Origin of the sequence: Streptomyces sp. NPDC018029, from assembly GCF_044327655.1 — a bacterium.
Lineage (GTDB): Bacteria > Actinomycetota > Actinomycetes > Streptomycetales > Streptomycetaceae > Streptomyces.
In genome coordinates this window covers 385,708-411,436 of the sequence record NZ_JBIRFV010000001.1, presented here as the reverse complement: position 1 = coordinate 411,436, position 25,729 = coordinate 385,708, and the positions used below count along the sequence as shown (strand labels likewise).

General features: G+C 72.2%; 21 protein-coding genes, 3 tRNA genes and 1 pseudogene. 14 read left to right on the top strand and 11 right to left on the bottom strand.

Going from position 1 to position 25,729, the window contains the following annotated elements:
- The first annotated feature begins 18 nt into the window (after positions 1 to 18).
- The 3 genes from ACH4D5_RS01790 to ACH4D5_RS01780 all read left to right on the top strand — a co-directional run bounded on the left by ACH4D5_RS01790 (position 19) and on the right by ACH4D5_RS01780 (position 2,468).
- Complete coding sequence (locus tag ACH4D5_RS01790; protein WP_398297499.1) at positions 19 to 1,350, top strand: ferric reductase-like transmembrane domain-containing protein; 1,332 nt, start codon at positions 19 to 21, stop codon at positions 1,348 to 1,350.
- Between the two features lie 38 nt (positions 1,351 to 1,388).
- The gene (locus ACH4D5_RS01785) at positions 1,389 to 1,580 is read left to right on the top strand and encodes a hypothetical protein (protein WP_398297497.1); all 192 of its coding nucleotides are present in this window, start codon (positions 1,389 to 1,391) and stop codon (positions 1,578 to 1,580) included.
- Between the two features lie 105 nt (positions 1,581 to 1,685).
- The gene (locus ACH4D5_RS01780) at positions 1,686 to 2,468 is read left to right on the top strand and encodes a sulfite exporter TauE/SafE family protein (protein WP_398297495.1); all 783 of its coding nucleotides are present in this window, start codon (positions 1,686 to 1,688) and stop codon (positions 2,466 to 2,468) included.
- 19 nt (positions 2,469 to 2,487) lie between these two features.
- Here ACH4D5_RS01780 and ACH4D5_RS01775 read toward each other — a convergent pair whose 3' ends face one another.
- From ACH4D5_RS01775 to ACH4D5_RS01755, 5 genes are all read right to left on the bottom strand, one after another.
- On the bottom strand, positions 2,488 to 3,186 hold the full coding sequence (locus tag ACH4D5_RS01775; RefSeq protein WP_398297493.1) for a class F sortase: 699 nt from the start codon (positions 3,184 to 3,186) through the stop codon (positions 2,488 to 2,490).
- 116 nt (positions 3,187 to 3,302) lie between these two features.
- Positions 3,303 to 3,869, bottom strand: a complete 567-nt coding sequence (locus ACH4D5_RS01770) for a hypothetical protein (protein WP_398297491.1) — start codon at positions 3,867 to 3,869, stop codon at positions 3,303 to 3,305.
- 293 nt (positions 3,870 to 4,162) lie between these two features.
- Positions 4,163 to 4,759, bottom strand: coding sequence for a redox-sensitive transcriptional activator SoxR (soxR, locus tag ACH4D5_RS01765; protein ID WP_398297489.1), 597 nt, complete (start codon positions 4,757 to 4,759; stop codon positions 4,163 to 4,165).
- A 113-nt stretch (positions 4,760 to 4,872) separates the two neighbouring features.
- A complete protein-coding gene (locus ACH4D5_RS01760) occupies positions 4,873 to 6,192 on the bottom strand; it encodes an ATP-binding protein (protein WP_398297487.1) in 1,320 nt (439 codons plus the stop codon).
- Entirely contained in the window at positions 6,192 to 6,905 is a 714-nt protein-coding gene (locus ACH4D5_RS01755) for a hypothetical protein (protein ID WP_398297485.1), read from the bottom strand. The genes ACH4D5_RS01760 and ACH4D5_RS01755 overlap by 1 nt, the downstream gene beginning before the upstream one ends.
- Positions 6,906 to 7,250: 345 nt before the next feature.
- Between ACH4D5_RS01755 and cutA the strand changes: the two are divergent.
- The 3 genes and pseudogenes from cutA (at position 7,251) to ACH4D5_RS01740 (ending at position 8,518) form a co-directional block, all read left to right on the top strand.
- Positions 7,251 to 7,591 (top strand): annotated as a pseudogene (gene cutA, locus ACH4D5_RS01750) (divalent-cation tolerance protein CutA).
- Positions 7,588 to 8,028, top strand: coding sequence for a gamma-glutamylcyclotransferase family protein (locus tag ACH4D5_RS01745; RefSeq protein ID WP_398297483.1), 441 nt, complete (start codon positions 7,588 to 7,590; stop codon positions 8,026 to 8,028). Before cutA ends, ACH4D5_RS01745 begins: the two are co-directional and overlap by 4 nt.
- Positions 8,029 to 8,227: 199 nt before the next feature.
- A complete protein-coding gene (locus ACH4D5_RS01740) occupies positions 8,228 to 8,518 on the top strand; it encodes a DUF6355 family natural product biosynthesis protein (RefSeq protein WP_398297481.1) in 291 nt (96 codons plus the stop codon).
- Positions 8,519 to 8,577: 59 nt separating this feature from the next.
- On the opposite strand, the gene ACH4D5_RS01735 is transcribed toward ACH4D5_RS01740, so the two are convergent.
- Positions 8,578 to 10,701 carry a molybdopterin oxidoreductase family protein gene (locus ACH4D5_RS01735; RefSeq protein WP_398297479.1) on the bottom strand — a complete coding sequence of 708 codons (2,124 nt, stop codon included), beginning with the start codon at positions 10,699 to 10,701 and terminating at the stop codon, positions 8,578 to 8,580.
- A gap of 225 nt (positions 10,702 to 10,926) precedes the next feature.
- A complete protein-coding gene (locus ACH4D5_RS01730; RefSeq protein WP_398298490.1) occupies positions 10,927 to 11,544 on the bottom strand; it encodes a vancomycin high temperature exclusion protein in 618 nt (205 codons plus the stop codon).
- Positions 11,545 to 11,934: 390 nt separating this feature from the next.
- On the opposite strand from ACH4D5_RS01730, the gene ACH4D5_RS01725 reads away from it, so the two are divergent.
- From ACH4D5_RS01725 to ACH4D5_RS01705, 5 genes are all read left to right on the top strand, one after another.
- Positions 11,935 to 12,849, top strand: a complete 915-nt coding sequence (locus tag ACH4D5_RS01725; protein ID WP_398297477.1) for a sirohydrochlorin chelatase — start codon at positions 11,935 to 11,937, stop codon at positions 12,847 to 12,849.
- Positions 12,850 to 12,973: 124 nt separating this feature from the next.
- Positions 12,974 to 14,302: a deoxyguanosinetriphosphate triphosphohydrolase gene (locus ACH4D5_RS01720; RefSeq protein ID WP_398297475.1), complete on the top strand. Its 1,329-nt coding sequence runs from the start codon at positions 12,974 to 12,976 to the stop codon at positions 14,300 to 14,302.
- A 191-nt stretch (positions 14,303 to 14,493) separates the two neighbouring features.
- Entirely contained in the window at positions 14,494 to 15,756 is a 1,263-nt protein-coding gene (locus ACH4D5_RS01715; RefSeq protein ID WP_398297473.1) for an NAD(P)/FAD-dependent oxidoreductase, read from the top strand.
- A gap of 43 nt (positions 15,757 to 15,799) precedes the next feature.
- A complete protein-coding gene (dnaG, locus tag ACH4D5_RS01710) occupies positions 15,800 to 17,698 on the top strand; it encodes a DNA primase (protein WP_398297471.1) in 1,899 nt (632 codons plus the stop codon).
- Between the two features lie 141 nt (positions 17,699 to 17,839).
- Entirely contained in the window at positions 17,840 to 19,132 is a 1,293-nt protein-coding gene (locus ACH4D5_RS01705; protein WP_398297469.1) for an RNA polymerase sigma factor, read from the top strand.
- 39 nt (positions 19,133 to 19,171) lie between these two features.
- On the opposite strand, the gene ACH4D5_RS01700 is transcribed toward ACH4D5_RS01705, so the two are convergent.
- From ACH4D5_RS01700 to ACH4D5_RS01685, 4 genes are all read right to left on the bottom strand, one after another.
- Positions 19,172 to 21,094: an ABC transporter ATP-binding protein gene (locus tag ACH4D5_RS01700; protein ID WP_398297467.1), complete on the bottom strand. Its 1,923-nt coding sequence runs from the start codon at positions 21,092 to 21,094 to the stop codon at positions 19,172 to 19,174.
- A complete protein-coding gene (locus ACH4D5_RS01695; protein WP_398297465.1) occupies positions 21,094 to 22,827 on the bottom strand; it encodes an ABC transporter ATP-binding protein in 1,734 nt (577 codons plus the stop codon). Before ACH4D5_RS01695 ends, ACH4D5_RS01700 begins: the two co-directional genes overlap by 1 nt.
- A 158-nt stretch (positions 22,828 to 22,985) precedes the next feature.
- Positions 22,986 to 24,413 carry an FGGY-family carbohydrate kinase gene (locus ACH4D5_RS01690; RefSeq protein WP_398297463.1) on the bottom strand — a complete coding sequence of 476 codons (1,428 nt, stop codon included), beginning with the start codon at positions 24,411 to 24,413 and terminating at the stop codon, positions 22,986 to 22,988.
- Between the two features lie 135 nt (positions 24,414 to 24,548).
- Positions 24,549 to 24,863, bottom strand: a complete 315-nt coding sequence (locus tag ACH4D5_RS01685) for a YtxH domain-containing protein (RefSeq protein ID WP_362996808.1) — start codon at positions 24,861 to 24,863, stop codon at positions 24,549 to 24,551.
- A 185-nt stretch (positions 24,864 to 25,048) separates the two neighbouring features.
- Between ACH4D5_RS01685 and ACH4D5_RS01680 the strand changes: the two genes are divergently transcribed.
- The 3 genes from ACH4D5_RS01680 to ACH4D5_RS01670 all read left to right on the top strand — a co-directional run bounded on the left by ACH4D5_RS01680 (position 25,049) and on the right by ACH4D5_RS01670 (position 25,482).
- Positions 25,049 to 25,121: transfer RNA gene (locus ACH4D5_RS01680), tRNA-Asn, on the top strand.
- 5 nt (positions 25,122 to 25,126) lie between these two features.
- Positions 25,127 to 25,199, top strand: a tRNA-Asn gene (locus ACH4D5_RS01675).
- 209 nt (positions 25,200 to 25,408) lie between these two features.
- Positions 25,409 to 25,482: transfer RNA gene (locus tag ACH4D5_RS01670), tRNA-Ile, on the top strand.
- Positions 25,483 to 25,729 lie beyond the last annotated feature (247 nt).

Here is a 25,729-nt window from a genome sequence, read left to right as displayed (position 1 = left end):
TGCGCCTAGTGTGCCGCCGTGACCCCCCAGCCAGCCGCACCCCCTCTCCGCATCTCCCCCCGAGCCCTCCGCGCCGGCATCACCGGCGGCGGGGGCGCCGTCGTCGCGCTGTGGGCCGTACAGCTGGAGCCGTCCGCACGGCTCGACGTGCTGTTCGCCACCGGGGCGCACCTGACCGGGCTGCTCGCCGGGTACGGGGTGCTCGTCATGCTGTTCCTGATGGCCCGCGTGCCCGCCGTCGAGCACGGCGTCGGCGCCGACCGGCTCGCGCGGGGGCACGCGCTCGGCGGGCGGTACGTCCTGAGCCTCTGCGCGGCCCACGCCCTCCTCGCGCTGTGCGGAGACGCCGTCCACACCGAAACCGACCTGCTCCACGCCACCCTCGACCTGCTCGGCTACCCGGGCCTCGCCGCCGCCACCGCGGGCACCGCCCTGCTCGCTGCCGTCGGCGTCACCTCCGCCCGCGCCCTGCGCTGCCGCATCCCGCACGAGACCTGGCGCGCCCTCCACCTGCTCACCCACCTCGGCGCCGCCCTCGCCTTCGCCCACCAGCTCGCCGGACCGGATGTCGCGGGCAGCGTCCTGGCCGTGTGGCTCTGGTCGCTGGCGCACGCCACCGTCGCCGTCCTCCTCGTCTGGTACCGCATCGTCGTGCCCGTACGGCAGGCGCTGCGGCACAGCCTGCGTGTCGTCGACGTACGCGACGCGGGTCCCGGCGTCGTCTCCGTGGCCGTGCGGGGCATCGGCGTCGACCGGCTGCGCGCCGAACCGGGGCAGTTCTTCCGGTGGCGCTTCCTCCAGCGCAGGCTCTGGCACACCGCGCTGCCCTTCTCGCTCTCCGCACCCGTCCGCGACGACACGCTGCGCATCACCGTTAAAGCGGCCGGCGACCACACCCGGCGGATGCGGCGGCTGCGGCCCGGCACGCGCGTCCTGGCCACCGGCCCCTTCGGCGCGCTCACCGCGCACCGGCGCACGCGGCGCAAGGTGCTGCTCCTCGCGGGCGGCCTCGGCATCACACCGCTGCGGGCGCTCTTCGAGACGCTGCCCGGCGGGCCCGGCGACCTCACCCTGCTCTACCGGGCGAGCAGCGCCGAACAGCTCGTCCTGCGGGACGAACTGGAGGCCATCGCCGCGAGCCGCCGGGCCGGCCTGCACTACCTGCTCGGCCCCTCCGACGCCGCCTTCGACCCCATGGCCCCCCAGTCCCTGCGCAACCTCGTCCCCGGCCTCGCCGACCACGACGTCTATGTGTGCGGCCCGCCGGGCATGTCCGCCGCGGCGACGAACGCCCTCGCCCGCGCGGGAGTCCCGGAGGACCGCATCCACACGGAGTGCTTCACGCTCTGACCGAGCGCCGCACCGCCCCCCTCACGAGAAAGCTGGTCATGGGACGCCACCGCAAACCCCTCGCCCCCGCGCCGCACCCCACCCGCCGGGCCCGTCGCGGGCTCGCCGCCGGGCTGGCCGGAGCGAGCGCGCTGATCGCCACGGTCCTCGCCCTCACCGTCGACCCGTCGGCGCCCCCGGCCCCCGACCGGCCCTCGGCGGACGTACTCGCGCCACAGGCCGCACCTTGAACCGGTCAGAGAAGACCACAGGAGACCTCAGAAGTCGCTCAAGTCTCGCCCTTTCCCACCGATTTCCGTGGACGGCGCAATGATCGCGTCCATAGGGTCGCGATCATGCCTGACATATCGCTGACCACGGTCGTCGTCCTCTGCCTCGCCGCCCTCGCGGCCGGCTGGATCGACGCCGTGGTCGGGGGCGGGGGACTGCTGCTGCTTCCCGCCCTGCTGCTCGGACTGCCCGGCGGCACGCCGGCCGCGCACGCGCTCGGCACGAACAAGGCCGTCGCCATCGTCGGGACGACCGGCGCCGCCGTCACGTACGTCAGGAAGACACCCGTCGACGTGCCGACCGCCGTGCGGATCGGGCTCGCCGCGCTCGCCGGGTCGATGGGCGGTGCCTTCTTCGCGGCGGGGATGAGCACCGAGGTGCTGAAGCCCGTGATCATGGTGGTGCTGCTCGCCGTCGCCGCCTTCGTGATCCTCAGGCCCGCCTTCGGCACCGCGCCCGCCACCGGACCCGCGTCCCCGAAGCGGATCCTCGCCGCGATCGGCCTCGCGGGCCTCGGCATCGGCTTCTACGACGGCCTCATCGGCCCCGGCACCGGCACGTTCCTCGTCCTCGCCCTGACCGCCGTGCTCCACCTCGACCTCGTCACGGCCTCCGCCACCGCGAAGATCGTGAACTGCTGCACCAACGCGGGCGCCCTCGCGATGTTCGCCTGGCAGGGCGCGGTCCTGTGGCAGCTGGCCGGTCTCATGGCGGTCTTCAACCTCGCGGGCGGCATGTTCGGCGCGCGCACGGCCCTCAAGAAGGGCAGCGGCTTCGTCCGTATCGTGCTCCTGACCACCGTCTTCGGGCTCGTCGTGAAGATGGCGTACGAGCAGTGGGTGGCGTAGCGACGGAGCCCGGGGAGGCTCAGCGCACCGCCGTCAGGTGGGCGAAGACCACCACGTTGCCCTGGTAGCCGGTCTGTTTCGAGTACTTCCCGCCGCAGGTGATGACCCGCAGCTCGGGCCGCGCCGCGGCGCCGTACACCTTCCGGTCCGGGAAGTCCTTGGCGTCGTACACCTCGTTCGCGTCGACCGTGAAGACGGCCACGCTGCCGTCCCTGCGCTCCACCTCGATGGTGCGGCCCTTCTGCAGCGCGCCCAGCTCGTAGAAGACGGCGGGACCCTCCTGGTTGTCGACGTGACCCGCCACGATGGCGGTGCCGCGCTCGCCGGGCGTGGTGCCCGCCTCGTACCAGCCCGCGAGGTTCGTGCGCTCCGGCGGCGGTACGTCGAGGCTGCCCTGCCGGGTCAGGCCGAGCCCCATCAGGGGGGTGTCGACGCCGATCGAGGGGATCCGCACGCGGTCGGGCGGGGACGGGGGGAGCGGTGCGGTGCCGGGGGCGCGGGAGGCGGCGGGCTGCTGGTGGCGGGCGTCGGGGCCGGGTGACGCGGCCTGCGCGGCGGAGGGCTGCGGCGGCGGCCGGAGCCCTCCGCCGCCGCTCAGCAGCCACGCTCCGGAGCAGAGCGCCACGGCGGTGACGGTTGCTATGACGGCGTTGCCGGTCTTGCGGCCGGCACCACGTCGCGTACGAAGACGCGTACGAGGTCGTGTACGGATGCGCATACGGCGGCCCCCTCGGGGTCGAGCGGTGCTGGCCCTCGTCCCCCTCCCCGCCCGAGGGGGACACGGGCCGGGAGGGGGCGGGGGTGGCGGTACCGGTGGACAGCGGAGGGTGTCCGTCAGATCCTGTCGCCTCTCGCGCGGCGGTGCAGGAGCCAGGTACCGCCCGCGGCGGCGACGGCCAGGGCCGCCACTCCCGCCGCGGTCTGCACGGGGTCGGGACCGAGCGCGCCGCCGACCCCCGTCTTCACGTGTCCCTTGGGAAGCTGTCGGGGCCGCTCACCGGCGGCCGCGGTGGAGGTGATCGTGACGACGAGATCACCCGCGACCCGCTTGTCCTTCGTGCCGGAGCCGCCGGACCCGGAGCACGTCGCGACGATCTCGTACGTGCCGGGCTGGGCGGACGGCGGCACCTCGAACCGTCCCGCGGCGGCCTCACCGCCCTCCTGGCGCGTGCCGGGCGCCAGCGCGAACCTGCCCGCCCCCACCGCGCTCGCGTCACCCGCCGCGGTCCCGCCCGAACCACAGGCGGTCGTGTGCACGGTGACGGTGGAACCGGGGGTGACGGTGGCGGGCCGGATCTCCAGGCCGCCGGCGGGCGGGCCGGGAGCGGCGGATGCGGGGGCGGTCAGGGCGCCCGTGGCCACGACGAGAGCGGTGACGGTCAGCAGGCGGGCGTTGCGCATGTGCTCGTTCCTCCGAGGGGCCTACGCGCGAGAACGGCCCGCGGCACCCCCAAGTGCCGCTGCGTCGGTCGAACCCCGCTCTACCGAGGTAAGTGGCACTCGGCGGCGCACGCCTCCTGATCAGGCATCAGAAAGTGGGCGCGGCGGCGGTTCCTGACGCGGCGAAGGCTGCGTTCCAGCAGGTCACCGGCGTGTCGGAGGAAAGTGTCCGAAGGGTGGGGGCGGCGCCTGTGAATGGGTGACCCGGACCGCCGGACGGGGGGCTGCCGGCCCCGCGGCCCGCCCCACCCCTGTCACGCGGACACGGTGTTCTGGTCCTCGTCGGTGGTTTCACAGGTGCCGGTGGTTTCACAGGTCCCGGTGGCTTCGCAGGACTCGGTGGTGGTCTCGCAGGGCCCGCTGGCTTCGCAGGACTCGGTGGCGCACGGGATCTTCTTCTCCACCAGGCGGCGCGGGCCGGGGCCGCGCGAGCCGAGGGAGTCCCACGTGTTCGACAGCGCGCACCGGGAGAGCGAGAGGCAGCCGCAGCCGATGCAGTCGGTGAGGTTGTCGCGCAGCCGCTGGAGGGTCCGTATCCGGGTGTCGAGGTCCTCGCGCCAGCACTCGGAGATCTTGGCCCAGTCCGCACGGTTCGGCGTGCGGTCCTCGGGGAGCAGGGCGAGCACCTCGCGGATCGTGGCGAGCGGCATGCCGAGCTGCTGCGACGTACGGATGAAGGCGACCCGGCGCAGGGTGTCGCGGCTGTAACGGCGCTGGTTGCCCGGGGTGCGGCGGGACGTGATGAGGCCTTCGCTCTCGTAGAACCGCAGGGCGGACGGGGCGACTCCACTCCGCTCGGCGAGCTCGCCGATGGTGGCTTCCTTGGCTTTCGGCGTGAGGCGCTGGGTCATGCGGTCAGCGTAAGTCAGCGCGGTTGTCCAACACCCCCGACCTGAACCATTGTTCAGCTCCGCGACCCCCTCCCTCAGGCACCCGTCTCAGGCACCCGCCTCAGGCCCCCGTCTCAGGCACCCGGCAGGCGGACCACCGCCAGCGCGCCCCCGTCCGCCGCGTTGGCCAGGTCCACCCGGGCGCCGATCACCTGGGCCTGGCCGAACGCGATGGTCAGACCGAGCCCGGTGCCCTGGCCGCGTTCGCGCGCGCCGGTCTGGAAGCGCCGCGGGCCGTCTTGGAGCAGGTGTTCCGGGAAGCCGGGGCCGTGATCGCGGACCGTCACCGCCACGCCGTCGACCTCCACCTCGACGGGGTCGCCGCCGTGCTTGCGTGCGTTGTTGACGAGGTTGGTCAGGATCCGCTCCAGGCGGCGCGCGTCCGTGCGGACGAACGTGTCGTACGCCGTCTCCGCGCCCCGCACCGTGAAACCGGCCCCCGAACCGCCGCCCGCACGCTCCGCGATGGTCTCGACGAGCCGCCCCAGCGGATGCGCCTCCAGGTCCGGCTTCTCCACCTCCGCGTCGAGGCGCGCCACTTCGAGCAGATCCTCCGTGAGGGTGTGCAGGGCGCGGACCCGGTCGCGCACGAGCTCGGTCGGGCGGCTCGCGGGCAGCAGCTCGGCCGCCGTGTGCAGACCGGTCAGCGGGGTGCGCAGCTCGTGGGCGACATCGGCGGTGAAGCGCTGTTCGGCCTCCAGCCGCTGCTGGAGCGTCGCGGCCATCGTGTCGACGGCGGTGGCCAGTTCGGCCACCTCGTCCTTGCCGTGCCGCGCGCCGGGCGGGCGCGGGTGGTCGATGCGGGCGTCCAGGTCGCCCTGGCTGATGCGCCGCGCGATGGCCGCCGCCGTGCGCAACTGTCGGCTGAGCCTGCTGGACAGGCCCGCGCCGCCGAGCGCGGCGAGGCCGACGACGACGGCGCCGGAGATCAGCAGCCGCCGGTCGAAGTCGGCCATCTCCGCGGCCTGTTCGCGCAGCGGCTCACGGACGGACAGGACGTGCCGGGGGCGGTCGCCGACCGGCCGTGCCGCCCAGACGCACGGGTCGTCGTCCGAGGACATGTCGAGGTAGGTGGTGCGCTGGCCGGCCAGCGCCGCCCGCCGCAGCGCCGCGGGCAGCCCCGGGTCGTCGAGGGCGGAGTCCGTCTCGCTCTGGTCGACCTGTCCCGTCAGCTCGTACAGCTGGCGTACGCGCACGAGCTGCGCGATCGCCCCGGACCGCGCGCCCGACGAGACCTGGTCGAGCCGGGCGTGGTGGACGAGCAGGCCGATGGCGACGGCGACCACGGCGCAGCCCGCCGCGAGCAGCGCGGTGATCTTCCAGCGCAGCCCGAGGCCGAGCCCGATCCCGATCCCGATCCCGAACCCGAGCCTGGTGGGCGCGAGGCGCGGCATCACGGGCCTCCCGGGGACGGGGACGGGGACGGGGCCGGGGAGGTCGGCTCGTTCGTGTCGGTCGGCCGGGGCGGCTTCTGGTAGTTCTTGATGTCACTGACCGTGGACATCCGGGCGCCGTCCCAGTGGAAGCGGACGGCCTGCTCGCCGCCCTCGGAGCACGGGGTGCGCACCAGCAGGTCGGGGCCGATCGTCTCCACGCTCAGGTTCCTGCCGGAGGTGAACAGGACGGGGAAGACCTTGCCGTCGTGTTCCCTGTAGACGGCCAGGAGCGAGCGCCCGCTCTCCGTGTCGGCGGCCACCAGCATCTCGGGCTTCTTGTCACCGGTCAGGTCCAGGAACATCGGCGGCCGCAGCCCCGCCCGCCCCGGCCGGTCGATCGTCCCGCGTCCGGCCAGCGGCTTCATACGGGGGTCGGCCCGCAGGATCGCGTGGACGTCCATCGCGGCGAGCCCTCCGGAGCCCACCTTCGGCAGACCCGGCAACGCCCGCGGCGGCGGCTGGTGCGTGGCGGCCTCGGCTCCCGGGGAGCGCGACGACTTGCCTGCCCAGGCGGGCCAGACGGCCTCGGGGTGCGGCTGCACGGAGACGGACGGCGCGGCGTCGCCGTGCCCGAGTCCGTCCGTGCTGCCGCATCCGGTGAGCGCGAGGACCGCCACAGCGGCGAAGAGGGCGGCGCTCAGGAGGAGCGGGCGGCGGAGGATCGGATTCATGGGGGCTGACCGTCGTCACGTGGAGAGCGGGGGCGGGGGGTGGGGAGCGGAGGGGCTGGGGGGGAGCGGGGGAGCGGGGGCGCTGGTGGTGGCCGGTCCGGGGACTGCGACGGGGATTCGACAGAGGGACCGGGCCGGCCACCGCTCTCGAAGGTAGGAACCGTCCATCACGGAAGACCGGAGGTTGTGTAACAACTGCCCCCAAGCTCCCCCAGAACGCCATGTTCAGGACCTTCGACCTGTGCACTCGCCCCTGGACGCCGTTGGACGCCGTTGGACGCCGTTGGACGCAGCTGGACACCCCTGGACGCCGCTGTGCTGTGCCGCGCTGTGCACAATCGGCGTATGGACGACGAACCGAACGTGCGGGTGCTGACCGTGCTGACCACGACGGACACCGAGGACAAGGCGCGGGACCTCGCTGGCGGTGCGGTGCGGTGCGGGCGCGCGTCGCGGCCTGCGCGCAGATCGCCGGACCCGTCACGTCCGTATACCGGTGGGAAGGCGCGCTGGAGACCGCCCACGAGTGGCAGGTGCTGTTCAAGACGACGCCCGGCCGCTACGCCGCCCTGGAGACATGGCTCCACGCCGCCCACGACTACGACACCCCGGAGATCATTGCGACCCCGGTCGTGCGGGGCAGCGCGGCCTACCTGGAGTGGGTGGAGCGGGAGACCACCGAGTGACCTCGCGTGCCGCGGCCCGGCTGCCGTTCTTCGTGTACGGCACGCTGCGCCCGGGGGAGCGGAACCACGCCGCCCACTTCGACGGCCGTATCGCCGCGCAGGGACCGGCCCGGCTGCCGGACGCCGTCCTCTACGAGGGGCCCGGCTACCCCTACCTCGTCGAGGAACCCGGGAGCGGCCCGGTGCACGGGGAGTTGGTGACCGCGCTGCCCACCGCCTACGACCGGCTCCTCGCCGCCCTCGACCTCCTCGAGGAGTACCGCCCGGGCGACCCCCGCAACCTCTACGAACGAGTCGCACGCGCCGCACTCCGGCCCGACGGGTCGGTGGTACCCGCCTGGGTCTACGTCGCGGCCCCGCGCGTCGCGGCCGCCCTGCGGGCATCCGGGACGGTGATCGACGGCGGGGACTGGGCCGCGCATCGCCTCGGGAGGTAACTCCCGCCCCACGCGGCGGCGTTCGCCCCATCAGGGCGAATCCGCAGCTCAAACGCGTATCCACCCGATCCGGTGATCCGAATCACTCGTGCGAGCGAGTTGGCGTGACTACGCTCTGTGAGCGACGCCAAGCTCTCCGTGTGCACCTGCTGGTGCGCGAGGAGGTGCGCGAGCACCCTGTCCCAGAAGGAATCGCCCTATGCGAGTACGCCGTTCCCTGTCGGCCCTCATCGGCGCCCTGACCCTCGGCCTCGGCATGACCCTGGCGTCCTCGGCCTCCGCCGAGCCGGCGGCCGTCATGAACCCCTGCGGGTTCTACGAGACCCACACCGACGCCTACTACAACCACTGCACGAGCGACGGCTCGAAGATCCTCATCGAGATCGACGACTGGGGCCCCAACACGACCAGGTGCGTGGGACCGGGCGTCACCTGGATCGGCAAGGCCGGTGACGTGGACGGCGCCTGGTACATCGGCCGCACCTGCTGATTCCCGCCTCCTCGTACGACCGCGGGCCCGGACCTCGACCCCGGGCCCGCCCCACCGCCTCACGACCGCGCCACCCGCTCCACCTCTTCCGCCCGCTCCACCTCTTCCACCCGCTCCAACCGCACCGCGCACACCTTGAACTCCGGCATCCGTGACACGGGATCCAGCGCCGGGTTCGTCAGGTTGTTGGCCCGCCCCTCGCCCGGCCAGTGGAACGGCATGAAGACCGTGTCGGCGCGGATCGCCGTCGTGACCCGCGCCGGGGCCACCGCGCGGCCCCGCCGAGAGACCACGGCGACCGGATCGTCCTCCCCGACCCCCAGACGCGCGGCGAGCCTCAGATGCAGCTCCACGAAGGGCCCCGGAGCAGCAGAGTTGAGCTCGTCGACGCGCCGCGTCTGGGCCCCGGACTGGTACTGCGCGAGCACCCGTCCTGTGGTGAGCAGCACCGGATACTCCGCGTCCGGCTCCTCCGCCGCATCCCGGTGCACCACCGGCACGAAACGCGCCCGCCCGTCCTCGGTCGCGAACCGGTCGAGGAACAGCCGCGGCGTACCCGCGGCCTCAGGCCCCGCGGGGCACGGCCAGAACACTCCCTTCCCGTCGTCCTCCCGCAACCGCTCGTAGCTGATCCCCGAGTAGTCCGCGGGCCCGCCCGCGCTCGCCCGGCGCAACTCCTCGAAGACTTCCTCCGGTTCGGTGGGGAAGCCCTTCCCGTGGCCGAGGCGCTCCGCGAGCCCGTGCAGCACGTCGAGGTCGCCGCGCACCCCGGCCGGCGCGGACACGGCCTGCCGCCGCAGCAGCACCCTCCCCTCCAGGTTCGTCACCGTCCCGGTCTCCTCCGCCCACTGCGTCACCGGCAGCACCACGTCCGCGAGCCGAGCCGTCTCGGACAGCACCACGTCCGCCACCGCGAGGAAGTCGAGCGACCGCAGCCGCTCCTCCACATGCGCGGCCCGCGGCGCGGACACCACCGGGTTGGAGCCCATCAGCAGCAACGTCTTGATGTCCACGCCCAACGCGTCCAGCAACTCGTACGCCGACCGCCCCGGCCCCGGCAGGGAGTCCGGGTCCACCCCCCAGACCTCCGCCACATGGGCCCGCGCCGCCGGATCCGTCAGCTTGCGGTAACCGGGCAACTGGTCCGCCTTCTGACCGTGTTCACGCCCACCCTGGCCGTTGCCCTGCCCCGTCAGGCAGCCGTACCCGGACAGCGGCCGCCCCGCCCGACCCGTGGCGAGACACAGGTTGATCCACGCCCCCACCGTGTCCGTGCCCTTGGACTGCTGCTCCGGCCCGCGCGCGGTGAGCACCATCGCGTTGTCGGCGTCGCAGAAGAGACGCACGGCCTCCCGCAGCTCGGGCACCGCCACGCCGGTGATCCGCTCGACGTGCTCCGGCCAGTGCGCCATCACCGCCGCCCGCGCCTCCTCCCATCCGCTCGTCCGCTCCTCGATGTACGCCTCGTCCGTACGGCCCTCGGCCACGACCAGGTGCAGCAGCCCGAGCGCCAGGGCGAGGTCCGTGCCGGGCCTCGGCGCCAGGTGCAGGTCGGCCTGCTCGGCCGTCCGGGTCCGCCGGGGGTCCACGACGATCAGCATGCCGCCGTTCGCCCTGAGCTCGGTCAGATACCGCAGGGCGGGCGGCATCGTCTCGGCGAGGTTCGACCCGACGAGGATCACGCAGCCGGTGCGCGGGATGTCCTCCAGCGGGAACGGCAACCCCCGGTCGAGCCCGAACGCCCGCTGCCCGGCGGCCGCGGCCGACGACATGCAGAACCGTCCGTTGTAGTCGATCTGCGACGTGCCGAGCACCACCCTCGCGAACTTGCCCAGCGCGTACGCCTTCTCGTTGGTCAGACCGCCCCCGCCGAACACCCCGCACGCGTCCGCGCCGTGTTCCGCACGGGTACGGGTGAGTTCGCCCGCGATCCGGTCGAGGGCCTCCTCCCAGGTGGCCGGCGTGAGCCTGCCCGTGGCGTGGGATCGGACGAGTGGCTCCGTCAGACGCACCCGGGAGGAGAGCACGGCGGGAGCCGTGCGGCCCTTGCCGCACAGGGCTCCCTTGTTGACGGGGAAGTCCGGCCGCTCGACGACCTCCACACCTTGGGGGCCCTCGGTGAGGGCCATCCCGCATTGCAGCGCGCAGTACGGGCAGTGGGTCGCAGTCGCCGTGGTGTGCATGGGGTCAGCGTGCGTCGGGCTTGTTACGTGTCCTGCGCCTTCGTGTTACGCGTGCGGTAATCCCATCTCAGGCGTCCCTGCGTCCTGCGGTGAGGCCTCCCCCCTGTGTGTCGTTTGGCGGCTCGGCTTCTCGGCTGCCTGGATTTGAGCGTTGCCGGGTGCGGGTTGTTCTTGGCTGGTCGCGCAGTTCCCCGCGCCCCTTACGGGGCGCGCCGGTCCGGGTCCTTATGGGGCGCGGTGTGTCGTCAGGGCTTGGGTTATGCCTGGTTCCTGGGGGCCCAGGAAGTGGGGGTCCGGGTGGAATGTCGCGTCCAGGGCGGCCTTGCCTGCGGCGAGAATCTCGCGGGCGCCGCCGTAGTACCAGGTCGCGTCGTGTACGGCGTCCACCGCGACCCCGTACGACGAGACGCCCGCCGCGTCGCACAGCGCGACCGCTCTGCGTATGTGGAAGCCCTGGCTGATCAGCACCGCACGGTCCACGCCGAAGATCTTCTTGGCGCGGACGCAGGAGTCCCAGGTGTCGAACCCGGCGTAGTCACTCACTATGCGCCGCCCCGGCACGCCGTGCTCCTTGAGATAGGCGCGCATGGCATCCGGCTCGTCGTAGTCCTCGCGGCTGTTGTCGCCCGTGACGAGCACGACCTCTATTCGTCCCGTGCGGTACAACTCCGCCGCCGCGTCGAGCCGGTGCGCCAGATACGGCGACGGCTCGCCCTTCCACAGCCCGGCGCCGAAGACCACCGCGACCCGGGTGCGCGGCGCGTCCGCGACCGAGCCCACCTTGCCGTCCGTCGACACGAACAGCCAGGTCGCGGGCAGCAGCGCGAGCACGCACAGCGCCATCACCGCCTGCACCGCACGCCGCTGCCCCTGCCGTGAGCGCGGCAGCCGTAGCCGTAGCCGTAGCCGCAGCCACTGAGGTTTGCGCAGCCGCAGTCGCGGGCCGTCCGTACGGCGCGTCGTCCCGTCGCCGTCCCCGTGCTTTTCCATTGGTGACCCGCCCCCGTGCCCGTCGGATCTCCCCCGATCCGATCAATGCCACAACCGTAGACCGGCCCACCGGCCACGTCAGTGACGCGTGCCCCCGAAAACACCCCCGAGAACACCCCGAGAGCACCCCGGGAACACCCCGACCCACCCCTGACAGCGCCCCGCCATCCACCGTGAGCCCGTGGAAAACAGTCGTCACGGCCGCGCAACGCGTCCGCAATATGTCCCCGCCATCCTCGGTTCATGACGCCGTCGACCGCTCTTCGCGACGAGTCCGGCAGCACTCACCTCGACAGTACGGCGCAGATCATGGACCGCATCACCAGCCAGCTCGGCACCCAGCTCAGCCTCGTCTCACCCGACGGCAGCCGCCGCCCCGCCCCGCGCCACACCCCGCGTCCCGACCCCCGCCCCACGCTCGTCCTCGTCGCCCACGGCAGCCGCGACCCGCGCGCCCTCACCACCGTCACGGCCCTCGCCGAGCGGATCCGCGAGCAACGCCCCGGCCTCGCCGTCCGGCTGGGCCACATCGAGCTGAACGAGCCGCTGCTCACCGAGACCCTCGCGGCGCAGCGGTCCGGCTCCGCCGTGCTCGTGCCGCTGCTCCTCGGCCGCGGCCAGCACGTCAAGCGCGACGTGCCTGCGGCCGCCGCGGGCGCGCCCCACCTCGACACCCGCGTCGCCGCCCCGCTCGGCCCCCACCCGCTGCTCGCCGAGGCGCTGCACGCCCGGCTCGTCCAGGCCGGCTGGCCCGAGCGCCCCCGGGGCGCGGGCGCGCGGCGCAGGCACGCGGTGGTCCTCGCCGCCGCGGGCTCCCGCGACCCCGAGTCGGCCGCCGACACGGAGACCGCCGCCGGGCTGCTCGCCGAACGCCTGGGCGTCCCCGTCGTGCCCGCCTACGCCGCGCCCACCCCGGCCTGTGCCCGCACCGTGCCGGAGGCGCTCGAAGCCCTGGCCGCGGACGGCCGGACGCGCACCGCCGTCGCCGCCTACTTCACCGCGCCGGGCCGCTTCGCCACCCAGACCGCGGCTGCCGCACCCTGGATCGCCGCCGCCCCCCTCGGCCCCCACCCGGCGCTCGCCCGCCTCGTCCTGCACCGCTACGACCAGGCACGCACCGCCCCGGCACCGTCCCGGCGGCGGCTCACCAGCGTCTGACGGAGGGTGGGCGCCGAGGGAAGAACGCCGGAGGACGGAAGCCGGGCGCCCGAGGGCGGACGCGGGAGGCCGAATCCAAGGGGCCAGATCCCTGTTTGTCACTGCTTGCGTCTACTGTCGGTGCATGGAAGGCACAGCACGGAACGCGCGACCCGAGACCCGCACCGCCGATGGCGTCTACGGCGCGTACGACGACGCGGCCGTCGAGCGGTGGGCCGCCGAGCCCGACAAGAGGCCGGGGCGCACGGCCTTCCAGCGCGACCGCGCGCGCGTCCTGCACTCCGCGGCGCTGCGCCGCCTCGCCGGAAAGACCCAGGTCGTCACGCCCGGCACGAGGAGCCAGGCCTGGGACGCCAGCGCCCGCACCCGGCTGACGCACTCCCTGGAGTGCGCCCAGGTGGGCCGCGAGCTGGGCGCCGCCCTGGGCTGCGACCCCGACCTGGTCGAGATGGCCTGCCTCTCCCACGACCTCGGCCACCCCCCGTTCGGGCACAACGGCGAACAGGCGCTGAACGAAGTCGCGGCGGACTGCGGCGGCTTCGAGGGCAACGCCCAGTCGCTCAGGCTCCTCACCCGCATCGAGCCGAAGCGCTTCGTCCGCTCCGAGTCCACCGGCGACCTCGTCAGCGTGGGACTCAACCTCACCCGGGCCGCCCTCGACGCCGCCACCAAGTACCCCTGGCCGCGCGGCGCCCACCCCGCCGACCCGGCATCCCCCAAATTCGGTGTCTACGAAGACGACCGGCCCGTCTTCGACTGGGTCCGCAAGGAGGCCCCGGGACAGCGCATCTGTTTCGAGGCGCAGATCATGGACTGGTCCGACGACGTCGCGTACTCGGTGCACGACTTCGAAGACGGCCTGCACGCCGGCCACATCGATCCGAACGCGTTGCACGCCGAGCCCGAGCGCCAGGACATCTACGCCGTCGCGCTCGGGCGTTACGTCCCTTCGGACACCGACCCCGAAGAGCTCGCCCAGGCGCTCGACCGCCTCCTGGACCAGGAGTGGTGGCCGCACGGGTACGACGGATCGGCCGTCGCGCAGGCCCGGTTGAAGGACGCCACCAGCCAGCTCATCGGCCGTTTCTGTCTGGCCGCGGAGAGCGCCACCCGCGCGCGGTACGGCACGGGCCCCCTCACGCGGTACACCGCGGAGCTCGTCGTCCCCCGCGAGGCACGACACGAATGCGCCGTCCTGAAGGCCGTCGCCGACCGCTATGTGATGCAGCGCCCCGCCCAGGAGCGGCTCCGCGCGGACCAGCGCGTCGTCGTCGCCGAGCTCGCCGAGGCACTCACCACGCGCGCGCCCGACGGACTCGACCCGCAGTTCCGCGCGCTGTACGACGCGGCGCCCGACGACCGCGCCGCCCAGCGCGTCGTGGTCGACCAGATCGCGTCCCTCACCGACGCGGCGGCCCGCGCCCTGCACACCCGACTGACGGCGAGACTCTGATGAAACGACGATGAGAGCCTGTGTCGTGACCATGGAGTGACCACGGGCTGTGACGAAATGTGGCCAGTCGAGGCCACGCCCCCTTCCCCCATCACGCTCCGTGCGGGACGCTCCCTGTTGCGGCAAGGCCGAAAGGCAACGCTGTGTTCTTCCGGGGGACACCCCCGGTACCCCGGGCAAGGAGGCATCAAGTGGTCGACGCGGATCAGACGTTCGTCATTGTCGGAGGAGGTCTGGCCGGCGCCAAGGCGGCCGAGACCCTGCGCTCCGAAGGGTTCACCGGCCGGGTGATCCTCATCGGCGACGAGCGGGACCACCCCTACGAGCGCCCGCCCCTGTCCAAGGGGTACCTCCTCGGCAAGGAGGAGCGCGACAGCGTCTTCGTGCACGAACCGGGGTGGTACGCGCAGGCGGACGTCGAACTGCACCTGGGCCAGACCGTCGTCGCCGTCGACCGCGAGGCGAAGGCCGTGCGCCTCGGCGACGGCACCGTCATCCGCTACGACAAACTGCTGCTCGTCACCGGCGCCGAGCCGCGCCGCCTCGACGTCCCCGGCACCGACCTCGCGGGCGTCCACCACCTGCGCCGCCTCGCGCACGCCGACCGGCTGCGGCACGTCCTCGCCGCCCTGGGCAGGGACAACGGCCACCTGGTGATCGCGGGCGCAGGCTGGATCGGCCTGGAGATCGCGGCGGCCGCCCGGGAGTACGGCGCGGAGGTCACCGTCGTCGAGCCCGAGCCGACGCCGCTGCACGCCGTCCTCGGCCCCGAGGTCGGCCAGATGTTCGCCGACCTGCACGCCGAGCACGGCGTCCGCTTCCACTTCGGGGCCCGCCTCACCGAGATCGTCGGCCAGGACGGCATGGTCCTCGCCGCCCGCACCGACGACGGCGAGGAGCACCCCGCGCACGACGTGCTCGCCGCGATCGGCGCGGCCCCGCGCACGGCCCTCGCCGAGGCCGCGGGCCTCGACCTGGCCGATGCCGCCGCCGGCGGCGGCATCGCCGTCGACACGTCGCTGCGCACCTCCGACCCCGACATCCACGCCGCGGGCGACGTGGCCGCCGTCCGCCACGCGCTCTTCGGCACGAGCCTGCGCGTGGAGCACTGGGCCAACGCCCTCAACGGCGGCCCCGCCGCGGCCCGCGCCATGCTCGGCCAGGACGTCACGTACGACCGCGTGCCCTACTTCTTCTCCGACCAGTACGACGTGGGCCTGGAGTACTCCGGCTGGGCGCCCCCGGGCACGTACGACCAAGTGGTGGTCCGCGGCGACACCGGCAAGCGCGAGTTCATCGCCTTCTGGCTGCGCGAAGGACAGGTCCTCGCGGGGATGAACGTGAATGTGTGGGACGTCACGGAGACCGTGCAGGAGCTCATCCGGCGGGGCGCCCGCCCCGACCCCGACGCCCTCGCGGACCCGTCGACCCCCCTGGCGTCGCTCCTGACGTGACCGGCCGGGCGGGAGTGTCACAGGCGCGCCGTAGTATTCGTACGTGGCAGGCAGGATCAATGACGAGGACGTGAAGGCGGTTCGGGACGCGGTCCCGATCGACGCCGTGGTCTCCGACTACCTCCAGCTGCGCAACGCGGGGGGTGGAAACCTCAAGGGTCTGTGCCCCTTCCACGACGAGAAGTCACCGTCCTTCCAGGTCAGCCCGAGCAAGGGTCTCTTCCACTGCTTCGGCTGCCAGGAAGGCGGCGACACGATCGCCTTCGTGATGAAGATCGACCACCTCACGTTCTCCGAGACGGTCGAGCGCCTCGCCGCCCAGGCAGGCATCACGCTCCGCTACGAAGAGGGTGGCTACAACCCCTCGCACCAGCGCGGCGAGCGCATCCGCCTCGTCGAGGCCCACAAGATCGCCGCCCAGTTCTACGTGGAGCAGCTGGAGAGCGCCGAGGCCGAGATCGGCCGCAAGTTCCTCGCCGAGCGCGGCTTCGACCAGGCCGCGGCCGCGCACTTCGGCGTGGGCTACAGCCCCGCGGGCTGGGACCACCTCACCCGCTATCTGCGCGGCAAGGGCTTCAGCGACAAGGAGCTGACCCTCTCCGGCCTCTCCCAGGAGGGCCGCCGCGGCCCCATCGACCGCTTCCGCGGTCGCCTCATGTGGCCGATCCGCGACATCGGCGGCGAAGTGGTCGGCTTCGGCGCCCGCAAGCTCCGCGACGACGACAACGGCCCGAAGTACCTGAACACGCCCGAGACGCCGATCTACAAGAAGTCCCAGGTCCTGTACGGAATCGATCTCGCCAAAAAGGAGATCGCCAAGTCCAGCCGCGCCGTCGTCGTCGAGGGCTACACGGACGTGATGGCCTGCCACCTCGCGGGCATCACCACCGCCATCGCGACCTGCGGCACGGCCTTCGGCGGCGACCACATCAAGATCCTCCGCCGCCTCCTGATGGACAACGGCTCGGCCCGGGTGATCTTCACCTTCGACGGCGACGCGGCCGGCCAGAAAGCGGCCCTGCGCGCCTTCGAGGACGACCAGAAGTTCGCCGCCGAGACGTACATCGCGATCGCCCCCGACGGCATGGACCCCTGCGACCTGCGCCTCGCCAAGGGTGACGGCGCAGTCGCCGACCTGGTCGAACCGCGTACGCCGCTCTTCGAGTTCGCGCTCCGCCAGATCGTCTCTCGCTACGACCTGGAGACCCCCGCCGGCCGCGCCGCCGCCCTGGACGAGGCCGCCCCCGTGGTGGCCCGCATCAAGAACAGCGGCGCGCAGCACGAGGTCGCCGTGCAGCTCGCCGGCATGCTCGGCATCCTCGACACGCAGTTCGTCGTCAAGCGCGTCGCGCAGCTGGCCCGCTGGGCCCGCGACCGCGGCGGCCGGGGCCCGGCCCCCGCCCCGCAGCGCTCCTCCCCGGCGTACGAGGCCGCGCCCCAGGGCTTCAGCGGCCCCGCGCTCAACCTGCGCAGCCCCGCCCACCGCACCGAGCGCGAGCTGCTCAAACTGGCCCTGCAGTACCCGCATTTGGTCTCCCCGGCCTTCGACGCGTACGGCCTGGACGAGTTCACCGCCCCGCCCTACGCCGCGGTGCGCCGCGCCATCGAGGAGGCCGGCGGCGCCGAGCAGGGCGCGCAGGACCCGCAGGAGTACCTCGTCCGCGTCCGCGAAGCCGCGCCCGACGACGCGGTCCGCTCCATGGTCACCGAGCTCGCCGTCGAGGCGATCCTGCGCAAGACCGTCGACGAGATGTACGCGGGCATGCAGCTGGTCCAGGTCAGGCTGCGCGCCGTCGACCGCCGCATCCGGGACGTCCAGGGCAGCCTCGCCCGGCTCGGCGCGGGCGGCGACCCGCAGCATCTGGCGGCGGTCCAGAGCGAGTTGTGGGTCCTCCAGCAGTACGGCCAGGCGCTGCGCGAGCGGGGCGCGGAAGCGCTCTGAGGCGCCCCCGGCGGCCGCCGGGAGGTTCACCTGAGCGGCTGAGGGTTACCCGTCGGGTAACCACGCGGTCACGGACCGGACTCAAAAAGTCACCGCACGCCCCTCGTGGCGGCCGTGTGTCGTGCCCCACACTGGGTTCCGGTGCCTGAGTCCTCGGAGCGCGGCCGACCCGCAGACAGCGGGTCCGACACCCCCGCGGTTCCACACATCGTGTCCGGGACGGACAGCGGCGAGGCCGTCGTCCCTCTCCCGTTGCCGCACGCCTCAGCAGCGATCACCCTGGAGGTCGCCCCCGTGCAGACCCAGACCCTCACCCAGACCGACACCGCCGCCCGCGCGGATGCGGATGCGAACGTCCTGGAGTCGGTCCCGCCGCAGAGCCGAGCCACCCGGCACCCGGAGGTGCAGGGCGAACCCGAAGCGGCGGAGCCCCAGGCGGCACAGGAAGCCCCGGAGGTCCCCGAGGCCCTGGAGCCCGAGACCCTCGACCTCCCCACGCCCCGCAGCCGCGCCGACACCGGCGGCCCCTCGTCCGACCTGTTCCGCCAGTACCTGCGCGAGATCGGGCGGATCCCGCTGCTCACCGCGGCGGAGGAGGTGGAGCTGGCCCGCGCCGTCGAGGCCGGCCTCTTCGCCGAGGAGAAGCTGAGCAACACCCCCGACCTGGACTCCCAACTCGCCCTGGACCTCGACAAGCTGGTCGTCGTGGGCCGGATGGCGAAGCGCCGCCTCATCGAGGCCAACCTCCGCCTCGTCGTCTCCGTCGCCAAGCGGTACGTGGGCCGCGGCCTCACCATGCTCGACCTCGTCCAGGAGGGGAACCTCGGCCTGATCAGGGCGGTCGAGAAGTTCGACTACGCCCGGGGCTACAAGTTCTCGACGTACGCGACCTGGTGGATCCGCCAGGCCATGTCCCGCGCCCTCGCGGACCAGGCCCGCACCATCCGCGTGCCGGTGCACGTCGTGGAGCTCATCAACCGTGTCGTACGCGTCCAGCGCCGCATGCTCCAGGAGCGGGGTTACGAGCCCACGCCCGAAGAGGTCGCCGCGCACCTGGACCTGCCGCACGAGCGCGTCAGCGAGGTCCTGCGCCTCGCCCAGGAGCCCGTGTCGCTGCACGCTCCCGTCGGCGAGGAGGACGACGTCGCGCTCGGTGACCTCATCGAGGACGGCGACGCCACGAGCCCCGTGGAGTCGGCGGCGTTCCTGCTCCTGCGCGAGCACCTGGAAGCGGTCCTGTCCACGCTCGGCGAGCGGGAGCGCAAGGTGGTCCAGCTGCGCTACGGCCTCGCGGACGGCAGGCCCCGCACCCTGGAGGAGATCGGCCGGATCTTCGGCGTGACCCGCGAACGCATCCGCCAGATCGAGTCCAAGACCCTCAACAAACTGCGGGACCACGCCTTCGCGGACCAGCTCAGGGGCTACCTCGACTGAGGCAGCCCCCCGCAGGCCCCCGCAGGCCCCGCGCGGCCCCTAGTCGACCTCGGCCACGGCCTGCGCGAACTGAGCCGCGTACAGCCGCGCGTATGCCCCGTCCGCGGCCAGCAGGGCATCGTGCGTTCCCTGCTCCACGATCGACCCGTTCTCCATGACCAGGATCGTGTCGGCGTCCCGGATGGTGGAGAGCCGGTGGGCGATGACGAAGCTCGTGCGCCCGTGCGCGAGGCGGGCCATCGCCTTCTGGATCAGCACCTCGGTGCGGGTGTCGACGGAGCTCGTCGCCTCGTCGAGCACCAGGATCACCGGGTCGGAGAGGAACGCCCGCGCGATGGTGATGAGCTGCTTCTCGCCAGCGCTCACGCCCGTGCCCTCGTCGTCGATGACCGTGTCGTACCCGTCGGGGAGCGTCCGCACGAAACGGTCCGCGTGGGCGGCGCGCGCCGCCTCCTCGATCTCCTCGCGCGTGACGTCCTTCGCCGCGCCGTACGCGATGTTCTCCGCGATGGTGCCGCCGAACAGCCAGGTGTCCTGGAGCACCATGCCGATGGCGGACCGCAGTTCGTCGCGCGACATGTGCGCGATGTCGACGCCGTCGAGCGTGATGCGCCCGCCCGTCACTTCGTAGAACCGCATCAGCAGGTTGACCAGCGTCGTCTTGCCCGCGCCGGTCGGTCCGACGATGGCGACCGTGTGGCCGGGGTCGACGACCAGGGAGAGGTCCTCGATGAGCGGCTTGTCCTCTTCGTAGCGGAAGGACACGTGGTCCATCTCGACGCGCCCGCGCAGCTTCGCGGGCCGCTCGCCGGGCACCGGGTCGGCCTCCTGCTCCGGCGCGTCGAGGATGTCGAAGACCCGCTCGGCGGACGCCACGCCCGACTGCACCAGGTTCGCCATCGAGGCGACCTGCGTGAGCGGCATCGAGAACTGCCGCGAGTACTGGATGAAGGCCTGCACGTCACCGATCGACAGCGACCCGGAGGCCACCCGGAGACCGCCCACCACGGCGACCAGCACGTAGTTCAGGTTCGAGATGAAATACATCAGCGGCTGCATGACACCGCTGTTGAACTGCGCCTTGAACCCGGCCTCGTACAGCTGCTCGTTCTGCTCGGCGAACGCCTTCGCCGACTCCTCCTGCCGCCCGAAGACCTTCACCAGGGCGTGGCCGGTGTACATCTCCTCGACGTGGGCGTTGAGCGCGCCGGTGGTCTTCCACTGCTGCACGAACTGCGGCTGCGACCGCTTGCCGACCTTCGTCGCCACGTAGAACGACAGCGGCACCGTGACCAGCGCCACCAGCGCGAGCAGCGGCGACACCCAGAACATCATGACCAGGACGCCGATGATGGTCAGCAGCGAGTTGATGAGCTGGCCCATCGTCTGCTGCAGCGTCTGGTTGATGTTGTCGAGGTCGTTCGTGGCGCGGCTCAGCACCTCGCCGCGCTGCCGCTTGTCGAAGTACGCCAATGGCAGCCGCGACAGCTTCGCCTGTACGTCGCCGCGCAGCCGGAAGACGGTCCGGTTGATGGCGCGGTTCGAGAGCCGCGTCGCCACGGCCATCAGCAGGCCCGCCACCAGGAACGTGCCGAGGGCGAGCAGCAGGACCTCGCCCACCGCGCCGAAGTCGATGCCCTTGCCGGGGGTGAAGTCGACGCCGGAGAGCATGTCGGCCATGCCGCCCTCGCCCTTGGCGCGCAGACCGTCGAGGGCCTGTTCCTTCGTCGTCCCCTCGGGCATGTCACGGCCGACGATGCCCGCGAAGAGCAGGTCGGTCGCGCGGCCGAGGATCTTCGGGCCGAGCACGGAGAGCGCGACGCTCAGGACACCGGCCAGGAGCATCCCGTACATCGTGGCGCGCTCGGGCCTGAACTGCGCGAGCAGCCGCTTGCCCGAGCCCTTGAAGTCCATGGACCGGGAGTCCGGCCCCATCATCGGTCCACCGATGCCAGGGGGCATTACGCGGCCTCCGCTTCCGTCAGCTGGGAGAGCACGATCTCCCGGTAGGTCTCATTGGTCTCCATCAGCTCGTGATGGCGGCCTGTGCCCACGACCCGGCCCTCGTCGAGGACCACGATGCGGTCGGCGTCCCGGATGGTGGACACGCGCTGGGCGACGATGACGACGGTCGCCCCGGCGGTCTCCCGGCCGAGCGCGGACCGCAGCGCCGCGTCGGTGGCGTAGTCGAGCGCGGAGAACGAGTCGTCGAAGAGGTAGATCTCCGGGCGCTGCACGAGGGTGCGCGCGATGGACAGGCGCTGGCGCTGGCCGCCGGAGACGTTCGTGCCGCCCTGGGCGATCGGCGCGTCGAGCCCTTCCTCAAGGCCCTCGACGAACTCCTTGGCCTGCGCGACCTCCAAGGCGTGCCACAGCTCCTCGTCGGTGGCGTCCGGGTTGCCGTAGCGCAGGTTGGTCGCCACGGTGCCTGCGAACAGGTAGGGCTTCTGCGGGACGAGGCTCACCGTCTTCGCGAGCAGGACGGGATCGATGGTGCTCACGTCCACGCCGCCGACCAGCACCTCGCCCTCGGTCGCGTCGATGAGCCGCGGCACGAGGCCGAGCAGCGTCGACTTGCCGCTGCCGGTCGACCCGATGACGGCGGTCGTCTCGCCGGGGCGGGCCACCAGGTGGATCGACTTGAGGACGGGCTCCTCCGCGCCGGGGTAGCGGAAGCCGGCGTCCCGGATCTCCAGGTGGCCGTGGCTGCGCAGCTCGTGCACCGGGGCGGCCGGCGGCACCACGCTGCTGTCGGTGTCCAGGACCTCCTCGATGCGCTCGGCGCAGACCTCCGCGCGCGGCACCATCATGAACATGAAGGTGGCCATCATCACGGACATCACGATCTGCATCAGATAGGTGAGGAACGCGGTGAGCGCGCCGATCTGCATGCCGCCGCTGTCGATGCGGTGCGCGCCGAACCACACCACCGCGATCGAGGAGATGTTCACGACGGTCATGACGATCGGGAACATCAGCGCGAGCAGCCTGCCGGTGCCGAGCGACACGTCGGTCAGATCGGCGTTGGCCTTCCGGAAGCGCTCCTTCTCGTACGCGTCCCTGACGAAGGCGCGGATGACGCGGTTGCCGGTGATCTGCTCGCGGAGGACCCGGTTCACGGTGTCGAGCCGCTCCTGCATGGTGCGGAACAGGGGCCGCAGCCGCCGCACGATCAGGCTGACGCTGATGCCGAGGACGGGCACGACGGCGACCAGGACCGCGGAGAGCGGCACGTCCTGGCCGAGCGCCATGACGATGCCGCCGACGCACATGATGGGCGCCGACACCATCAGCGTGAACGACATCAGGACCAGCATCTGCACCTGCTGGACGTCGTTGGTGGTCCGCGTGATCAGCGTCGGAGCGCCGAACCGGCCCACTTCGCGCGCGGAGAAGGACTGCACCCGGTCGAAGACGGCGGCCCGCACGTCACGGCCGAGGGCGGCGGCGGTCCGCGCGCCGTAGAAGACGGCACCGACGTTGCAGACCATCTGCACGACCGTGACGGCGATCATGATGCCGCCGAAGGCCAGGATGTAGCCCGTGTCTCCCTGGACGACACCGTTGTCGATGATGTCGGCGTTCAGGCTGGGCAGGTAGAGGGCTGCGCAGGTCTGCAGGAACTGCAGCAGCACCAGCAAGACGATGGGTTTGTGGTACGGACGCAGGTACGTCCGGAGGAGTCGTATGAGCACGCTCGGTCTCTCGAGGAGTCGGGTGACGGCAAGTTGGGGCGAGGTGGCTCCCATACTCCGGCACCCGACCCGGGGCCGTGCAACCAATTAACCCATGACCGGGTCAAATTTCAGTCCCGGTCAAGAACTGGGCTCACTCAAGGATCAGAAGCGGCACATCAGTAGGCAAAAGCGCCGGGATGCGTCTGCTCCCGCACCGTCGCGTGCTGCTGCCGCACCGCCTGCCCCACCGCGAGCTCCTCACCGGGCTCGAAGATCTGCGCCGCGGCCCCCTGCCAGTGCGGCAGTTGACCGGTCAGCGCCCACGCGGCCTGCCGCGCCGCGCCGATCGCGGCGTAGTCCGCGGGCTGCGGCACCACGACCTGCGTACCGAACAGCATCGGCGCCGCGGCCTGCACGGCGGGCAGCTCCGCGGCGGCACCGAGCAGGAACACCCGCCGGACCTCCACCCCCCGCGCCCGCAGGACGTCGAGCGCGTCCCCGAGCCCGCACAGCATGCCCTCGAAGGCCGCCCGCGCCAGGTGCTCCGGCTTCATCGACTCGCGCCGCAGTCCGGTCAGCGTCCCCGCCGCGTGCGGCAGGTTCGGCGTCTTCTCGCCCTCCAGATACGGCAGGAGCACCAGGCCGTGCGCGCCCGGCGTCGACTTCATGGCGAGCGCGGAGAGCTCCTCCAGGTCGACGAGGCCGAGCATCTCGGCGGTGCCCCGCAGCACCCGCACGGCGTTCGACGTGTGGACGACGGGCAGATGCATCCCGGTGGCGTCCGCGAGCGAGGTGATGATGCCGCGGGCGTCCGACAGCGCCTCGTGGTGCACGGCCATCACCGACCCGGAGGCGCCGAGCGACACCACGGCGTCGCCCTGCCGCACCCCGAGTCCGAAGGCCGCCGCCATCGTCTCGCCCGTGCCCGCGGAGATCAGCAGCCCCTCGGGCGTCGTCCCCGCGGCCTCGGCGGGCCCGATCACCTCGGGCAGCATCGCCTGGTGCCCGAGGGCCAGTTCGACGAGGTCGGGGCGGTAGGAGCCGGTCGCGGCCGACCAGTAGCCGGTGCCCGACGCGCCGCCCCGGTCGGTCGTGCGCCGGGCCGGCCTGCCGAGGAGCTGCCACACCAGCCAGTCGGGAGCCTGCAACAGCCCCGCCACGTGCCGCGCCGCCTCGGGCTCGGTCTTCACCAGCCAGCGCAGCTTCGTCACGGGGTGCGCGGACTGCGGCACGCACCCGACGGCCTGCGCCCAGGCCTCGCGGCTGCCGAGCCGGTCGATGAGGTCGACGGCGGCCACCTGCGCCCGCCGGTCGTTGCCGACGAGCGCGGGCCGCACGGTGTTGCCGTGCTGGTCGAGCGGTACGAGTGCGTTCTGCTGGGCGGACACGCCAATGGCCTGCACGCCTTCGAGGAGCCCGCCGCCCGCGGCTTCGCCGAGGGAGAGCAGCCAGGCCTGTGGATCGACATCGGAGGGCCTGCCGCCCTCGGCGCTCTCCAGCGGATGAGGGGCGTACCCCTGCTTGAGCACGGCGCCCGTGTCCGTGTCACAGACCACGATGCGCGTGAAATCGGGCGAACTGTCCAACCCTGCGACTATCCCCATGCCTGGAATTCTGCCGCACCGCGGGACGTGTCCCGTACCTCTGTTCGCTCTCCGTGATCCGTGACCCGGCGGGAACCGTGCTCTCGCGCCGTCCTGCCTGTTGCTCGTGCCGTTCTACGTGTTGCTCGTGCCGTCTTACGTGTTGCTCGTGCCCCAGTCGTCCTCGGTGCCGCCGCCCGGTCCGCGCTCGCGCAGGGACCGGACCCGGTCGGCGACCGACTCGGGCATCTTGTCCCCGACCTTCTCGGAGACCGTGTGGAAGGCCTTGCCCGCCACCTCGCGCCCCTGCTGGGTCGCGGACTCCACGGTGTTGCGCACCGCCGGGTTCTGCGAGATCTCGCGGGCGGACTTCCGCAACTGCTCATAACGCTCGCGTCCGGCCCGGGTCCCGAGCACGTACCCGAGGGCCAGTCCCGCCACGAATGTGAGCCGGTACCGCATGGCTGCCACCCTTCCCTTGCGTCGGCTTCGCACGTCTGTCACTCGTATCTGTCACGCGTCTGTCGCTCGCCTGCTGATCGCCCGAGGGATACCGATTGGCGGAGCACCCCCCTGCTTGCGCTAATGTATGTGTCGCAGCGAGCGCGCGCCGCCCGGAGAGTTCCCAGCTAGGTGCGTTCGATGCAACGAGACGATCCCCTGTAGCTCAATTGGCAGAGCAGCCGGCTGTTAACCGGCAGGTTACTGGTTCGAGTCCAGTCGGGGGAGCTCGGTCTCCTGTAGCTCAATTGGCAGAGCAGCCGGCTGTTAACCGGCAGGTTACTGGTTCGAGTCCAGTCGGGAGAGCTGTGCAGAAGGACCCCTGAGATGTCTGTCGGGGGTCCTTCTTCGTACGGGTTTCGTACTGGTTCCGCACGGGTTCCGCGCCTCGTGGAACCACGCGGGCAGCCCTGCGGTCCTCATGGTCGAGCGATGCCGACCATCCGAAGCAGGAGATCGTATGAGCGGCTATGCTGCGGCAGACGGCGCGCACAAATGTGCGCGACGCGCCGTTAGGGGCGGTAGCTCAGCCGGTTAGAGCAGCGGACTCATAATCCGTCGGCCGTGGGTTCGAGTCCCACCCGCCCCACCCTTCATCTCCGGGCAGAATCGTTCTGACCTGGGGAAACGCACCCCTCGGGGGCGTCTTGCGTGTGGCGTTCGCCTCGCGGAGGTGTGGCGAACGTGAGCCCTCGCGCATCCAGGGCGAGCTGTGAACGGCTTTGACCTGGGGTTTTGTGGTGACGTCGTCGTGGGAGTGTCGTGAAACGGCGCCACGGCCTCACGGCCCTCGTAAGGGGCTCGCATACGCCGAGCATGCTGCGCCCTAGGTTCCC

Excerpts from the sequence above, each read along its gene's own strand:
- ACH4D5_RS01785 (WP_398297497.1), top strand. The coding sequence starts at position 1,389 with ATGGGACGCCACCGCAAACCCCTCGCCCCCGCGCCGCACCCCACCCGC.
- ACH4D5_RS01780 (WP_398297495.1), top strand. The coding sequence starts at position 1,686 with ATGCCTGACATATCGCTGACCACGGTCGTCGTCCTCTGCCTCGCCGCC.
- ACH4D5_RS01775 (WP_398297493.1), bottom strand. The coding sequence starts at position 3,186 with ATGCGCATCCGTACACGACCTCGTACGCGTCTTCGTACGCGACGTGGT.
- ACH4D5_RS01770 (WP_398297491.1), bottom strand. The coding sequence starts at position 3,869 with ATGCGCAACGCCCGCCTGCTGACCGTCACCGCTCTCGTCGTGGCCACG.
- soxR (WP_398297489.1), bottom strand. The coding sequence starts at position 4,759 with ATGACCCAGCGCCTCACGCCGAAAGCCAAGGAAGCCACCATCGGCGAG.
- ACH4D5_RS01760 (WP_398297487.1), bottom strand. The coding sequence starts at position 6,192 with ATGCCGCGCCTCGCGCCCACCAGGCTCGGGTTCGGGATCGGGATCGGG.
- ACH4D5_RS01755 (WP_398297485.1), bottom strand. The coding sequence starts at position 6,905 with ATGAATCCGATCCTCCGCCGCCCGCTCCTCCTGAGCGCCGCCCTCTTC.
- ACH4D5_RS01740 (WP_398297481.1), top strand. The coding sequence starts at position 8,228 with ATGCGAGTACGCCGTTCCCTGTCGGCCCTCATCGGCGCCCTGACCCTC.
- ACH4D5_RS01735 (WP_398297479.1), bottom strand. The coding sequence starts at position 10,701 with ATGCACACCACGGCGACTGCGACCCACTGCCCGTACTGCGCGCTGCAA.
- ACH4D5_RS01730 (WP_398298490.1), bottom strand. The coding sequence starts at position 11,544 with ATGGCGCTGTGCGTGCTCGCGCTGCTGCCCGCGACCTGGCTGTTCGTG.
- ACH4D5_RS01725 (WP_398297477.1), top strand. The coding sequence starts at position 11,935 with ATGACGCCGTCGACCGCTCTTCGCGACGAGTCCGGCAGCACTCACCTC.
- ACH4D5_RS01720 (WP_398297475.1), top strand. The coding sequence starts at position 12,974 with ATGGAAGGCACAGCACGGAACGCGCGACCCGAGACCCGCACCGCCGAT.
- ACH4D5_RS01700 (WP_398297467.1), bottom strand. The coding sequence starts at position 21,094 with ATGCCCCCTGGCATCGGTGGACCGATGATGGGGCCGGACTCCCGGTCC.
- ACH4D5_RS01690 (WP_398297463.1), bottom strand. The coding sequence starts at position 24,413 with ATGGGGATAGTCGCAGGGTTGGACAGTTCGCCCGATTTCACGCGCATC.